A 14,419-nucleotide genomic window follows, 5' to 3' on the forward strand; every position below is an offset into this window, starting at 1 on the left:
CCATTATAGCGGTTTTTTCGAAATGATCGTTACCCAGTCTTCCATCATCATGATATCTTCGATGACAAAGCCTGAAGCTTCGAGAGCTTGTTTCACGTCATTTTTCTTCTGGGCAATAATTCCTGACGTGATGTAAATTCCGCCAGCTTTAACCGCTTGATACGCATCGTCGGTAAACGACATGATGATTTCTGCCAAAATATTCGCTACGACCACATCTGCCGGATTGTCAATCGCTTCGAGCAAGTTGCCGTGGAATACATGGACGCGGTCTTGTACTTTATTCAATTTAACATTCAGACCGGCCGCTTTCACCGCGATTTCATCAAGGTCCAGCGCTCTGACTGACGCTGCTTCAAGCAAGGCTGCCCCGATTGCAAGCACGCCTGAACCCGTGCCGACATCAATAACCGTATTGCCTTTGCCCACATGCTTTTCGAGCGCTTGCAAGCTCATGACAGTTGTGGGATGCGTTCCGGTTCCGAATGCCATGCCCGGATCGAGTTCAATGATCAATTCGTCGCTTGAGACTGGGTGATAGGTTTCCCATGTCGGCACGATAGTGAACCTTTCGGAAATTTTTACCGGATGGTAATACTTCTTCCACGAAGTCGCCCAATCTTCTTCGTTCACTTCACTGATAGTCACGACATTGCGTCCGACGTTGATATTGAATTCCGCCAGACTGTTGATAGCTAGTTTGATGCCTTCGACGGCTTCGCCGAGAAAGCTATTGACCGGCAGATACGCCTTTAGAATGACGCCTTCGGTAGGGAAATCCTCGGGATCGAGTGAATAAATTTCACCGAATACATCTTCACGGTCTTTCGTCAGATCTTCGGAGTCCTCAATGACAACTCCGCTCGCCCCTGCTTCATGCAGAATGTTGGAAATTGATTCAATCGCTTCGTTCGTTGTATGAATCGACAGCTCAGACCATTTCACTTACGACCAGCTCCTTTATTGAACAATTATGTAACAGACAGAAAACTCCCTACTTCACGGGAGTTTTCCATTTATCCAAGGCTATACCTAGCTATTAATCACCTTTAATAGTTCTTTTAATCTTATCGAACAATGAACTGCTTTGCTCTTCTGGGATATCTCCGGAAACTTCGGCAAACTCACGCAGCAATTGTTTCTGCTTTTCGCTCAACTTGGTCGGCACTTTCACTTTGATAGTGATGTGTTGATCGCCGACGCCATATCCGTGAACGTTTTGTACACCTTTTCCACGCAAGCGGAAACGGGCGCCGTTTTGCGTTCCGGCCGGAATTTTCAGTTTCACTTTCCCGGATACCGTTGGGACTTCAATCTCGTCACCAAGCGCTGCTTGCGGGTATGTGATCGGCAATTCCAAATGAATGTCATCCCCATCGCGTTCGAAATGCGGATGCGGTTTGACGCGGAACAATACATAAAGGTCACCAGCAGGACCGCCATTGAAGCCTGGACCGCCTTGTCCCGATACACGCAATTGCTGCCCGTCATCGACACCAGCTGGAACCGTCACTTTGATTTTCTTTATTTTTCTTACTTTACCTGCCCCGCGGCAAGTTGTGCATTTTTCTTCAATGATCTGGCCGGTACCTTCACAATGATGGCATGCGCGGCGATTGACCATCCGTCCGAATGGCGTATCTTGCGCCACGTTCAACTGGCCTACCCCTTCACAGTACGGGCAAGTCTTCTTGCTCGTTCCAGGCTTCGCGCCAGAACCATCGCATGTTTCGCATGTTTCGTCTTTCGGGATTTCAATTTCTGTCTCCTGTCCGAAAACCGCATCCAGAAAATCGATGTTCATCGAATATTGAAGATCATCGCCTTTTCTCGGTGCATTCGGGTCGCGGCGGCGTGTGCCGCCTCCGAAGAAGGTACTGAAAATATCATCAAAGCCGAAGCCTTCCGCCCCGCCAAATCCGCCGCCGCCGAAGCCTTGGTTTGGATCCTGGTGGCCAAATTGGTCGTACTGAGCACGTTTTTGCTCATCACTCAGCACTTCATAAGCTTCCTTGACTTCCTGGAACTTCTCGGAAGCATCTGCTTCCTTGTTGATGTCCGGGTGATATTGTTTAGAAAGCTTTCGATACGCTTTCTTGATTTCTTCTTTTGAAGCATCCTTAGAAACACCAAGGACCTCGTAATAATCTCGCTTATTCATAGGTCACTCTCCCTCTTGCAGTCAACTGTAATTGTACACGGTTTAAATTGCGCTTGCAAAGGCATTGAAAAAGCCAAAGCAGTTGCTTTGCTTTGACTTTTCCGGCCTTGCATATCTTACTTGTCTTTCTCGTCGTTCACTTCTTCAAAGTCAGCGTCAACTACGCCATCGTCATTGCCTTGTTGTGCTTCGCCTTCAGCGCCTTCTTGGTTCTGGGCTGCTTGCTCATAAGCTTTCATAGCGAAGCCTTGAAGAAGCTCTTGCAATTTATCTTTTTTCGTACGGATGTCTTCAATGTCTGTGCCTTCTAGCGCTGTTTTCAATTCATCGCGCGCTTCTTCAGCTTGTTTTTTCTCGTCTTCTGAGACGGCTTCACCTAGATCTTCAATCGTCTTATCTGTTGTGAAGACTGCTTGGTCCGCTTCGTTGCGAAGTTCTACTTCTTCTTTGCGCTTCGCATCTGCTTCAGCATTTTCTTCCGCTTCTTTTACCATGCGGTCGATTTCGTCATCTGTAAGCGTTGTGCTGGATTGAATCGTGATGGTTTGCTCTTTTTGCGTGCCAAGGTCTTTCGCTTTTACGCTGACAATGCCGTTTTTATCGATGTCGAAGCTGACTTCGATTTGCGGCACGCCGCGGGGTGCTGGCGGAATATCTGCCAACTGGAAACGGCCAAGCGTTTTGTTATCCGCTGCCATCGGGCGTTCACCTTGCATGACATGAATGTCAACAGCCGGCTGGTTGTCCGCTGCCGTAGAGAACGTCTGCGATTTAGATGTCGGAATCGTTGTGTTGCGTTCGATCAATTTCGTGAACACGCCGCCCATTGTTTCAATACCTAGAGAAAGTGGTGTTACGTCTAGCAATACAACGTCTTGAACGTCACCAGTCAATACGCCGCCTTGTACAGCTGCGCCCATTGCAACAACTTCATCCGGGTTAACGCCTTTATGAGGGTCTTTGCCTGTTTCTTTCTTAACAGCTTCCTGAACGGCTGGGATACGAGTAGATCCACCGACTAGGATTACGCGGTCAAGTTCTGAAGCGGAAACTCCTGCGTCTTTCAATGCTTGGCGAGTAGGTCCCATCGTGCGTTCAACTAGAGCTGAAGTCAACTCGTCGAATTTCGCACGTGACAAGTTTATTTCCATGTGAAGCGGTCCAGCTTCGCCAGCTGTGATAAACGGCAAGGAGATTTGAGTTGTTGTAACACCAGACAAATCTTTTTTCGCTTTTTCAGCAGCATCTTTTAAACGCTGTGTTGCCATTTTGTCTTTCGACAAGTCGATGCCATTTTCTTTTTTGAATTCTTGGACTAGGTAATCGATGATCAGTTTATCAAAATCATCCCCGCCCAAACGGTTGTCGCCGGCAGTTGATTTTACTTCGAAAACGCCGTCGCCTAGTTCAAGGATCGATACGTCAAATGTACCGCCGCCAAGGTCATAAACCAAGACTGTCTCGTCTTTCTCCATTTTATCAAGACCGTAAGCAAGTGCTGCAGCTGTCGGCTCGTTGATGATGCGTTCCACTTCAAGTCCAGCGATGCGGCCAGCGTCTTTCGTCGCTTGACGTTCTGCATCGTTGAAGTATGCCGGTACTGTGATAACGGCTTTCGTGACTTTTTCTCCGAGATAATCTTCAGCATAGCCTTTGATGTATTGAAGAATCATCGCAGAAACTTCCTGCGCTGTGTACTCTTTGTCTTCAGCCGTTACTTTTTCTTCGGTACCCATCAAACGTTTAACGGATTGGATCGTGTTTGGGTTCGTGATGGATTGGCGTTTTGCTACTTCACCGACTTGGCGTTCGCCGTTTTTAAACGATACGACAGATGGTGTTGTGCGGTTACCTTCTGGGTTTGGGATGATTTTTGGTTCGCCGCCTTCTAAAACTGCGACCGCTGAGTTTGTTGTACCTAAGTCAATTCCGATAATTTTGCTCATTTAAAATTCCTCCATTAACAGTAGATTGTTGAGTTTCAGTTATTCGTTCACTTTTACCATAGCCGGGCGGAGCACTCTGCCATTCAGGGTATACCCCTTCTGAAGCTCCTGTAACACCGTTCCCGGTTCGCTGTCTGCATCGCTTTCTTGCATAACCGCTTGATGGAAATGAGGGTCGAATGGTTCGCCAACCGCTTTGATCTCTTCCAAACCTTCCGCCGTTACAGCGTCAGCAAGGGATTTCTTGACCATTTCAAGACCCTTCAAAAGAGAGGCGGATTCTTCGCTTTTTGCTTCAACGGCGAGAGCACGCTCAAAATTATCCAAGACCGGCAATAGATCCGTTAGTAAAGATTGAGAACGGAATTGTTTTGCCAGTTCCTGATCCTTTTTCGCGCGGCGCTTGAAATTGTCATAATCTGCAAGCAGGCGCAAGTATTTGTTCTGCTCTTCTTCTAGCTGGGCTTGAAGGTCGGCTTTCTCATCTACCGGCTCTTCCGTTTGCATCTGCTCAGCCGATTCGACAGTTCCAGGCTCGGTTCCTTCAGCGGTTTCCGCTGTTTCATCCATAGCCTCCTGCGCCTCTTGCTGTGCAGTATCCCGCTCTAGGTCTTGTTGTTTGATTGTTTCTTTTTCATTCGACAAAATATATGCCTCCTTTGGTTCACTTTCCTTGAAACAGCCGTGTCAGCTCTTTTGATAAATCGCTACTGACGTAATCCAGCAGCGAGACGATCCGGCGGTAATCCATTCTTTTCGGCCCAACGATCGCAATGGAGCCCATCTGCTCATCGCCGATATCATATGATACCGTAATGACCGAGCAATCTTCCATAGCAGCGAGGGCGTTTTCAGAACCAATACGGATTTGAAGCCCTTGAGCACCGATCGGCAGGATTTCAGGAATGTGCTTCCCTTCTTCCATTACGTCCATTAGCTCGCGGATTTTTTGGATATCATGGAAATCTGGCTGCCTCAATATATTCAGCTTGCCTCCATAATACACGTTATCCGAGCGCGGGAGCAGCAGTGCCTGCTGAAACGTCCGGAACAATTCCCCGTAACGCTCGACATGCTGGCGCAATAGCGCGAGTGTCTCCTGCTCAAGACGGTTGTGCAAATCATGCAGCGAGACGCCGATGAGCCGTTCATTTAAGATATTGACCATCTTTTCGATATCGGATGGGTCCATATCTGTCGGGATGGAAAATACCCGATTTTCCACATGTCCCGAATCCGTGACAATAATTGCCACGGCCACGCCAGGAGACAAAGGCACGATCGACAATTTCTTGACGATGTGTTTCCGGATATCCGGCCCTAGCAGAATTGACGTATAATTTGTCAATTCGGAAAGGATGCCAGCCGAACGTTTGATAATTTCCTCGGTTTCGTTCACTTTTTCCTCGAAAACCGAACGAAGCTGGACAATGTCCTGTTGCGGCACAGGATTCGGCGTCAACAAATGGTCGACGTAATAACGGTAACCTTTTTGAGACGGAATCCTGCCCGAGGATGTGTGAGTCTTTTCGAGGTAGCCTTGGCCCTCGAGTTCAGCCAATTCATTGCGAATGGTTGCCGAACTGGACGTGATCCCTGGCTTTTTAGTTAATTGGTTCGATCCTACCGGCTGCGCTGATTGGATATAATCATCGACTGTCACTTTTAAAATGAGCAGCTGCCGTTCTGTTAACATGATCATCACCTCTGTTAGCACTCTATTAGTTCGAGTGCTAAGACTACACTAAAATTACCAAAACTTTTTTTGCTTGTCAACGGAAGAGCTTTTACGAAAGCAAAAATTGCTCAAAAACTTCATTGCCAACAAATCGGCCTTTGTGCGTTAATTTGACACGACCTTGTTCGATCGCTAAATTGCCTTTTGCTTTTTCATTTTGAAGGATCTCTCCGTATACTTGCTCGAGCGATGCGCCAAACTTTTTATCGAAATGAGCCATGTTGACGCCTGCCGTTTTACGAAGTCCCAAGAACATTTCTTCTTCCATTTGCGCCTTAACGCTTACGTTTGTCTGATCGAGTACAGGGCGATGTCCCGACTCTAAAGGTTCCATGTATTTTTTCAGCGGCCCGTGATTGGAATAACGGACGCCGTCCACATAGCCATGGGCGCCTGCGCCGATGCCGATGTATTCTTCATTATCCCAGTACAAAAGATTATGGCGGGATTCATGGCCTGGCTTTGCGAAATTGGAAATTTCATATTGATGCAAGCCATGCTTTTCCATTTCATCCATGAGGCGTTCGTACATATCGCCTTCCAAGTCTTCGGTCACCGTATTGAGCTTGCCTTTGACCATCAAATTATAGAACACCGTTTTCGGTTCAATGATCAACGAGTAAGCAGAGAAATGCGGCATGTCAAACGCGAATGCGCGCTCAAGCGTTTCATCCCATTGCGCCATTGTCTGCCCAGGCAGCCCGTACATCAAATCAAAGCTGATATTCGAGAATCCGACTTCGCGTGCAGTTTCAACGGCACGCAACACATCATCATTGGAATGAGTACGGCCTAGACGCTTCAATAAATCCTGGTCGAAGGTCTGGACGCCCATGCTGAGGCGGTTGACGCCGCCGTTGAACAACACTTCCATTTTTTCGCGCGTCAGTTCATCGGGATTCGCTTCTGAACTCCATTCCACATCTTCGCTCATCGGTACATATTGATGGATCAATTCGAGCAAACGCTCTAATTGCTCTGGCGTAAGGGCAGTTGGGGTCCCACCGCCGAGAAAAACTGTTTCAAGCGGCTCATTTAATGCGCCTTGTTGTTTCCACAGCGCCAACTCCTTGCCGATCGACTCGATATAGGCGTCCACTGGCTGGTCTTTGAAAAATACTTTATTGAAATCGCAGTAAAAACAAATCTGGTGGCAGAATGGGATATGGATATACATGCCTTTTACCATAAAAAATCCTTCTTTCTAATAAGAAAAGGAGGCAGAAAAACCGCCTCCTTTTTTTCGTTTATTTGGATTGGTCATCCATTTTGAGAACAGCCATAAATGCTTCTTGAGGGACTTCTACGGAGCCGACTTGCTTCATCCGCTTTTTCCCTTCTTTCTGCTTATCCAATAGCTTACGTTTCCGGGAAATATCGCCTCCGTAACATTTTGCGAGAACGTTCTTCCGGATGGCGCTAATGGTCTGGCGAGCCACAATCTTTTGGCCAATGGCCGCTTGAATTGGCACTTCAAACTGCTGGCGAGGGATCAAAGTCTTCAATTTGTCGACAATGATCTTCCCGCGTTCGTAAGCAAAATCTTTATGAACGATAAAGCTCAAGGCATCGACTTTTTCTGCATTCAACAGAATGTCCATCTTCACCAGTTTTGAATCTTTGTAGCCGATCAATTCATAATCAAACGAGGCATAGCCTTTGGTACCCGATTTCAATTGGTCAAAGAAATCATAAACGATTTCAGCAAGCGGCAATTCGTAAATAATGCTGACACGTGAGTTGTCGAGGTAATCCATCGTCATGAAATTGCCGCGCTTCTGCTGGCAGATTTCCATAACGGCACCGACGAAATCGTTCGGAACCATGACAGTCGCTTTGACGTATGGCTCTTCGACGTATTCGATCTTTTGCGGATCCGGCATCATCGCCGGGTTGTCGATATTAAGCACTTCCCCGTCCGTCATGTGGACGTGGTAGATAACGCTTGGTGCGGTCGTGATCAAATCGATATTGAATTCACGTTCGATGCGCTCCTGGATAATCTCCATATGCAATAGTCCAAGGAACCCGCAGCGATAGCCGAAGCCAAGCGCTTGTGAAGATTCAGGCTCGAATTGCAATGCTGCATCGTTGAGCTCCAGTTTTTCCAGTGCATCGCGCAAATCGTTGTATTTAGATGTATCGATCGGGTACATCCCGCAATAAACCATCGGGTTCAAGCGGCGGTAGCCAGGCAGTGCTTCTTGTGCCGGGTTGTCCGCAAGTGTGATCGTATCCCCAACGCGTGAATCCGCGACATTTTTGATGGAAGCCGTCAAAAAGCCGACATCGCCAACAGTCAATTCGTCGCGCAATGTCACTTTCGGCGTGAAGACGCCGGCTTCAACAACATCAAATTCTTTGCCGCTCGCCATCATCTTGATCTTGTCGCCTGGTTTGACGGTGCCTTCCATGATCCGGATATATGCGACAACGCCGCGGTATGGATCGTACAAGGAATCGAAGATCATCGCTTTGAGCGGTGCAGACGGATCCCCTGTTGGCGGTGGAACTTTTTCGACGACCTGTTCGAGGATTTCCTCGATGCCGATTCCGGCTTTGGCAGAAGCAAGTACTGCTTCAGACGCATCGAGGCCGATGACATCTTCGACTTCCTGGCGCACGCGCTCAGGGTCTGCTGCAGGCAAATCGATTTTATTGATGACCGGAAGAATCTCGAGATCGTTATCGAGCGCTAAATAGACATTGGCCAGTGTTTGCGCTTCGATGCCCTGTGCTGCATCGACGACCAATACGGCACCTTCACATGCTGCGAGGCTGCGGGATACTTCGTATGTGAAGTCGACGTGGCCTGGCGTGTCGATCAAATGCATAATGTATGTTTCTCCGTCTTTTGCTGTATAATTGAGCTGGACGGCATTCAATTTGATGGTGATTCCCCGCTCCCGCTCCAAATCCATGGAGTCGAGCAATTGGGATTTCATTTCGCGTGCTGTCAGTGCATTGGTTCTTTCCAAAATGCGGTCGGCCAGCGTCGATTTTCCATGATCGATGTGTGCGATGATGGAAAAATTGCGGATCTTCTGTTGTCTCGCTAATCTCTGTTCTTGGTCCATTTTCTTCACTCCCATATAAACTACTTTGAATTATAGCAGTCAAGCGGGTAATGGGCAATGAATCACCGCATAAAGCTTTCAGTGTCAAGGCAAACTTCTTTCCACGTAACTATTGCATTCGGCCAGCCGATTTGATAAAATAACTTTTGTTGTATAGAGACACTGAAGAGCAAGGGCAATCGCCTGCCGCTCAAATTGTCTAGGAGGTGAAAGATATGCCAAACATTAAATCTGCAATCAAACGTGTTCGCACGAACGATACGAAAAATGCTCAGAACTCATCTGTTAAAACTGCAATGCGTTCTTCTGTGAAAAAGGCTGACAAAGCTGTAGCCAATAATGAAGAAAACAAAGGGGATTCCCTTAAAGCAGCAATCAAACAAGTTGAGAAAGCAGCTTCTAAAGGTTTGATTCACAAAAACACTGCTGCCCGTAGAAAATCAAGCCTTATGAAAAAAGCGTAAAACGCATCAAAAGCCGGCCCTATATGGAGCCGGCTTTTTTCTATGCAAAAAAACAAAAAATCGCCGCCCGCTCCAGCAGGCAGCAATTTTTTCGCAAAGTGATTCTATAGTCAAGAAGATTTCTTCGTATGCCCTGCGCGTTTCATCAGGAAAAATTCCAGCACCCGCTCCCTATTGCCGGAAACGGTCTTTAATTGCAGGTCGATGTCTGCCAAATCGCCGAGCACTTGAAGCAACCGGGCTTCCGAAATCTGCCGGCGCTTCTCTACCAACAGCTTGACGCGGTAAGGATGAGCTTTGAGCTGTTTGGAGATCTGCTGCGCATGATAGCCTTTTTTCTGCAGATAATAGACATGCACCATAAAACGGATCTGCGATGCCAGCAGCGCGGCAAGTGCGACGGGCTCTTCCTTTTGCCGCAGTAAGTCGTAATAGACGCTGAGTGCCGTCTGAACATCCCCGTCGAGATAAGCCTGCAACATCTTGAAAGCATCCTGCTCAAGTGTCCGCGCTGTCATGTCTTCGATGAGCGCTTCTGTAATCTCCTCTTGTTCCGAACCGAGATACAAAGACATCTTCTCGATCTCAGAAGCGAGCAAAGTCAAATTGGTGCCCGCCATTTCAATGAGCTTTTGTGCACTTTGGCGCTCCAGAGTCTTGCCATGGGATTTGGCCTCATGCGCAATCCAACTTTCCAGTTCATGCGGCTGCAACGATTTCGCTTCGATGAGCACGGCATTCTTCTTCATCAATTTGACAATTTTTTTGCGTTCATCCAATTTCTCATAAGGTGCCACAAAAACCGTCACGCTCGTCGCCGGTGGATTCTCGAGCCATGCTTCTAAGGACTTGAGATCATGGTTGATTTTCTCTTTCCCGCGTTCCGCCGCTTTTAGGAACGAAGCATTGCGCGCGATGATCAGCTTGCGGTCGCTGAAAAACGGAATCGTGTCCGCCTCTTCCAATACATGGCCGACCGGCACTTCATCCAAGTCGAAATTGGAGACATCCGTTTCCCCCGCCTCCGCCATTTGCGCTTTCAGCAATTCGATCGTCTTGGTGATGAAATAACTCTCCGTCCCCACGATCAGGTAAACCGGATCGATTTTATCCGCGCGTATCGACTTCCAAATTGATGTAATCATACGTTTCACTCCCTCTGCCCTTAACTATACCGGATTTATCCGCATCGGTCTGCCTCGCAGGACAAGTCCGCTTTTGACAGTTGTGTGACGTCAGCCGAAATTGGCGGACATTGTTGAGTTCGATATGGATTTTTCGCTTTTGTTCCCTTATAATAAAATCAACTAGGAGGGATTTTCAATGAATGAATTTGAACAGAACGTTCAGTCCAAACGCAACGATGCCATCGATGCAGGGATGGGCTTCGTCGTTTCCTTTGGTTTCTTCGCACTTATTTTCATCATCGCTGGCGTCGTACAATTCGTAGCCCGCTGATTACAAAAAAAGCTCCGGCATAAGCCGGGGCTTTTTTTATTTTCGGCTGGTATCGACGGAAAGAATCCCGTCTTCTATCGTCATGCGTATAGTCCCTTTTTCGGCTGTCGACAAGAGCGGCAACCCCAATTCATTAAAACGTGCTGTCACTTCTGGGCTCGGATGTCCATAGCGGTTGTCGATCCCTGCAGAAACGACCGATACTTGCGGCCGAAGAGCTTCCAAAAAAAGTTGCGAGCTTGACGTCTTGCTTCCGTGATGCCCTACTTTCAGAACTGTCATGCCAGCTAGTTGTCCACCGTATCGCTCCACCACCCCAGATTCGCCTTCGCTTTCCAGGTCTCCCGTAAAGAGGATCCGCTGCCCTTGGTGGTCCATCAGCAAGACTAGCGAATCATCATTGCCTTCATACACTTCATCTTCCGGGGATAGATACACGAATTGCGTTTCCCCCACTTGCCAGCCTGAACCGTTCTTCGGAAACTCCACACGCGCTTCACGTGCAGACGGCGCGAGTTCTGTCATCAAAGCGTTTGCTTCAGAGCCGGGCGTAATATGCAGGCGTTTCACAGCCAGCTCTTCAAAAACTTCATCCGCCCCTTCAGCATGGTCCGCATCCGGATGGCTCAAAATGAAAAGATCGATGCTCGCGATGCCCCGCGCTTTCAAATACGGCACCACGGTTTGACGCCCCACTTCAAACGGCCGGCTTCTTTCCTGAAATGTTTCCCCATCAAAACGCAGCACTCCCCCGGCATCGATTAAATACACCGCCTTGCGGTAAGGCAATTCAATCAAAGCGCTGTCGCCCTGTCCGACGTCGATAAAACTAACGTGAAGCCTTGGGTCGATATACGGCTTTACCGCCAGCAGCAGTGCCGGAATGAGCAGGACGAGCAATAAACGCAGGCGGAAGCGCTTTTCCGCCTGGACAAAAAACAGCAGCACGCTGGCAGCCATGAATAACAGCCAGCCAACAGACGGCCTGCCCGGCGTCCATACTTGGTGAGGCAAGCCTGCCAATGACGAAGTCAGCCCTTCAATCCAGCTGCGCAGCGGCACGTAAACCGCAAAGAGAACGGCGTCAATGCCCAGCGGCAAAAAGCTAGCAGCCACTAAAATGAAGTTCGCTGGCAAAATCACCAGCGTGAACAACGGAACATAGACGGCATTTACCAAAAATGAGGATAGGGAGATTTCAAAGAAGTGGAACAGCAATAGAGGATATAAGCAAAGCTGGGAAACTGCCGTGACAATCAAGCCGCTTTTTATAAAAGAAGCCCCTTCCATCAATTTCAGCGAGGCGATGATTCCAAAGCTCGCCCCGTAAGACAATTGAAAGCCGATATCCTGCAACAGGCCGGGGTCCATCCACAAAAACGCGATGAAGCTCGCAGTTAAGGCTTGAACAACTGATACATGAAGCCCGAAAAGCCTCGCACCCAGCACTAATGCCACCATGGCGCAAGCCCGCATGACCGATGGAGCGGCGCCCGCAAACACTGCATAAAGTGGCAACATGACCAGCAATAACGCCGTTGCACTTTCTTTCCTGACCCTTAAGCGCAACAAAACAAAATAAATCATACCGGTAACGATGCCGACATGCAAACCAGATATCGCAAACAAGTGTGTGATACCGAGCGTCCGCTGGATCCTGGCTTGTTCAGCATCCATGCCGCTGCGATCCCCGAGCAGGAGTGCCTGGGCTTCCACTGTCAACGACTCGGGAAAGGATGTCTCGATATGGTCGATCAAACCTCTGCGCTGACCAGCCAAACGTGCACGAAGCCCTGTCCCAGATACCGCAGACTCGAGCGTTTCAATCTCGAGCATGCCAGATGCATTATGGCGCTCCAAATAGCCCGCCATATCAAACGCGAATTGATGGGCAGGCTTTCTCGGCTCCGCGTATTTTCCCGACACCTGCAGCGTCGCTGATGGGCCCAGTTCCTGCAATCGCTGCTGCTCTTCATCTGAACGGATTCGGTAGCTCGCATAAATGACTTGGCCGGATGCGGCAGACGCAAATCCTGACAAGCGGTCGCCATCGATTGATAGTTCATCGAAAGCAAGTGCCCCTTGAAAACGTCCGGTTAGCATAGGACCTTCTACCAGACGGGCATCCATTGTAATGAAGGAAATCAATGACACCGCCAAAATAATCACGAGCCAAATGCCGGGTTCTCTCCGGTATATCATCCAACAAAAAAGCAGCGCCATGAGCAAAAGCTTATCAGCTGAGCCATGTGCTGCTTGTGCGGCAATTGCCGTCGCAATTGCTGCATAGAGAAATAACGCTTCCGTTAAACGATAAGTTCTCCGAATAATTCCTTCACCCGTTCTTTATAATGGGACAACTCTTCTTCGCTCGCCCCTTTTGCGCCAAGCTGTTCAATCAATTCCATATAAAGCGCCATTTTCTCGACGCTAAGGAAATCAATTGTCCGTTCATCGAACATCACTTGGATCACTTCGACGTTTGCCTGTTCCAGCAGTTCGATTGCGTATTCATGATTTTTATAATCAGCCGCATAGTAAAGGCGCGAAATGCCCGCTTGGATAATGGATTTCGTGCATTGGAGGCAAGGGAAATGGCTTACATACATATCGGCGCCGCTCACGCTGACCCCGTACTTCGCACATTGCAATAGCGCATTCATTTCCGCATGGATGGTCCGTACACAATGGTTATCGACAACATAGCAGCCTTTATCGATGCAATGGTCTCCACCGGAAATCGAGCCGTTATAGCCCCCAGCCATGATGCGCCGGTCCCGGACGATCGTCGCTCCAACAGCCAGCCGTGTGCAAGTGCTTCTTAGCGCTAAAAGATGGCTTTGAGCCATAAAAAATTGATCCCACGTTATTCGCTTCATCTGATTGCCTCCTGCTGTTTCGTTAAATTAAGTGTAGCAGAGGCAGTTGTTTCGTCAAGGGCCGTCCGTCCCTACCTGACTCGGACCAGTTCTTTCAATTGTTCAAAACTCTTTTCGCCGATGCCTGTCACGTCCATCAATTGCTCGGTGTTTTTGAATGGCCCGTTTTCAGTCCGGTGCGCCACGATTGCCGCTGCTTTTGCCGGACCGATTCCAGGTAGTTCGGTCAACTCATCTTCGGTAGCCGAATTCAAATTGATGAGGCCCGGCTCTGTGCTTCCGCCCGGCATTGCTGCTGCCTGTGCCGGGCTTTCTTCGCCTTGTTTTGGCACATAGACCGATGATTCATCGATCACGATGACCGCCAGATTGATCGAGCGGGTGTCTGCTTCAGGTAAAAAGCCGCCGGCAGCATCGATGGCGTCGTTGATGCGCGATCCTGCAGGCAATTCATACAAGCCCGCGTTTTGGACCGCGCCTTTCACGTCGATCATGACGCTTGTCGGGATTGACACATCGGGTTCCGGTGGCGGCGGTTGTTCGATGGTTTCGGAAGTAAGTTCGTCGAGGCTCGTGGCCTCAGGGGGTTCGTGCAGGAGAAAGAAATAGAGAAGCGCCAAAACAGCGGCGATCGGTACAATGATGCGGCTGTATTTGGCAAGTTGCGGAGACATATTCAGTGGGCATCCCTCGTTT

General features: G+C 48.7%; 13 protein-coding genes. 2 read left to right on the forward strand and 11 right to left on the reverse strand.

Annotated features, from left to right (window positions below; all coding sequences use genetic code 11):
* Positions 1–3: 3 nt before the first annotated feature.
* The 7 genes from prmA to lepA form a co-directional block, all read right to left on the reverse strand.
* A complete protein-coding gene (gene prmA, locus KTG14_RS05245; RefSeq protein ID WP_216969949.1) occupies positions 4–945 on the reverse strand; it encodes a 50S ribosomal protein L11 methyltransferase in 942 nt (313 codons plus the stop codon).
* Positions 946–1,039: 94 nt separating this feature from the next.
* The gene (dnaJ, locus tag KTG14_RS05250; RefSeq protein WP_216969950.1) at positions 1,040–2,161 is read right to left on the reverse strand and encodes a molecular chaperone DnaJ; all 1,122 of its coding nucleotides are present in this window, start codon (positions 2,159–2,161) and stop codon (positions 1,040–1,042) included.
* Positions 2,162–2,277: 116 nt separating this feature from the next.
* Positions 2,278–4,107: a molecular chaperone DnaK gene (dnaK, locus tag KTG14_RS05255; protein ID WP_216969951.1), complete on the reverse strand. Its 1,830-nt coding sequence runs from the start codon at positions 4,105–4,107 to the stop codon at positions 2,278–2,280.
* 39 nt (positions 4,108–4,146) lie between these two features.
* On the reverse strand, positions 4,147–4,752 hold the full coding sequence (gene grpE, locus KTG14_RS05260; RefSeq protein ID WP_258048455.1) for a nucleotide exchange factor GrpE: 606 nt from the start codon (positions 4,750–4,752) through the stop codon (positions 4,147–4,149).
* Between the two features lie 19 nt (positions 4,753–4,771).
* The gene (gene hrcA, locus KTG14_RS05265; RefSeq protein ID WP_216969952.1) at positions 4,772–5,803 is read right to left on the reverse strand and encodes a heat-inducible transcriptional repressor HrcA; all 1,032 of its coding nucleotides are present in this window, start codon (positions 5,801–5,803) and stop codon (positions 4,772–4,774) included.
* Between the two features lie 91 nt (positions 5,804–5,894).
* Positions 5,895–7,034 (reverse strand): radical SAM family heme chaperone HemW, encoded by a 1,140-nt coding sequence (gene hemW, locus KTG14_RS05270; protein WP_216969953.1) that lies wholly within the window; start codon positions 7,032–7,034, stop codon positions 5,895–5,897.
* 58 nt (positions 7,035–7,092) lie between these two features.
* On the reverse strand, positions 7,093–8,922 hold the full coding sequence (lepA, locus tag KTG14_RS05275) for a translation elongation factor 4 (RefSeq protein ID WP_216969954.1): 1,830 nt from the start codon (positions 8,920–8,922) through the stop codon (positions 7,093–7,095).
* A gap of 215 nt (positions 8,923–9,137) precedes the next feature.
* On the opposite strand from lepA, the gene rpsT reads away from it, so the two are divergent.
* Complete coding sequence (gene rpsT / locus KTG14_RS05280; protein WP_058380945.1) at positions 9,138–9,386, forward strand: 30S ribosomal protein S20; 249 nt, start codon at positions 9,138–9,140, stop codon at positions 9,384–9,386.
* 110 nt (positions 9,387–9,496) lie between these two features.
* Here the strand turns inward: rpsT and holA are convergent, their stop codons facing one another.
* Entirely contained in the window at positions 9,497–10,531 is a 1,035-nt protein-coding gene (holA, locus tag KTG14_RS05285) for a DNA polymerase III subunit delta (RefSeq protein WP_216969955.1), read from the reverse strand.
* 178 nt (positions 10,532–10,709) lie between these two features.
* Here holA and KTG14_RS05290 point away from each other — a divergent pair, with 178 nt between their 5' ends.
* The gene (locus KTG14_RS05290) at positions 10,710–10,844 is read left to right on the forward strand and encodes a YqzM family protein (RefSeq protein ID WP_082799234.1); all 135 of its coding nucleotides are present in this window, start codon (positions 10,710–10,712) and stop codon (positions 10,842–10,844) included.
* Positions 10,845–10,880: 36 nt separating this feature from the next.
* On the opposite strand, the gene KTG14_RS05295 is transcribed toward KTG14_RS05290, so the two are convergent.
* The 3 genes from KTG14_RS05295 to KTG14_RS05305 all read right to left on the reverse strand — a co-directional run bounded on the left by KTG14_RS05295 (position 10,881) and on the right by KTG14_RS05305 (position 14,397).
* Positions 10,881–13,046 (reverse strand): DNA internalization-related competence protein ComEC/Rec2, encoded by a 2,166-nt coding sequence (locus KTG14_RS05295; protein WP_254178005.1) that lies wholly within the window; start codon positions 13,044–13,046, stop codon positions 10,881–10,883.
* Positions 13,047–13,150: 104 nt separating this feature from the next.
* The gene (locus KTG14_RS05300; RefSeq protein WP_216969957.1) at positions 13,151–13,723 is read right to left on the reverse strand and encodes a ComE operon protein 2; all 573 of its coding nucleotides are present in this window, start codon (positions 13,721–13,723) and stop codon (positions 13,151–13,153) included.
* Positions 13,724–13,794: 71 nt separating this feature from the next.
* The gene (locus tag KTG14_RS05305) at positions 13,795–14,397 is read right to left on the reverse strand and encodes a helix-hairpin-helix domain-containing protein (RefSeq protein ID WP_216969958.1); all 603 of its coding nucleotides are present in this window, start codon (positions 14,395–14,397) and stop codon (positions 13,795–13,797) included.
* Positions 14,398–14,419: the final 22 nt, after the last annotated feature.

The sequence above is a fragment of the Planococcus sp. CP5-4_YE genome, from assembly GCF_019042655.1.
GTDB lineage: Bacteria > Bacillota > Bacilli > Bacillales_A > Planococcaceae > Planococcus.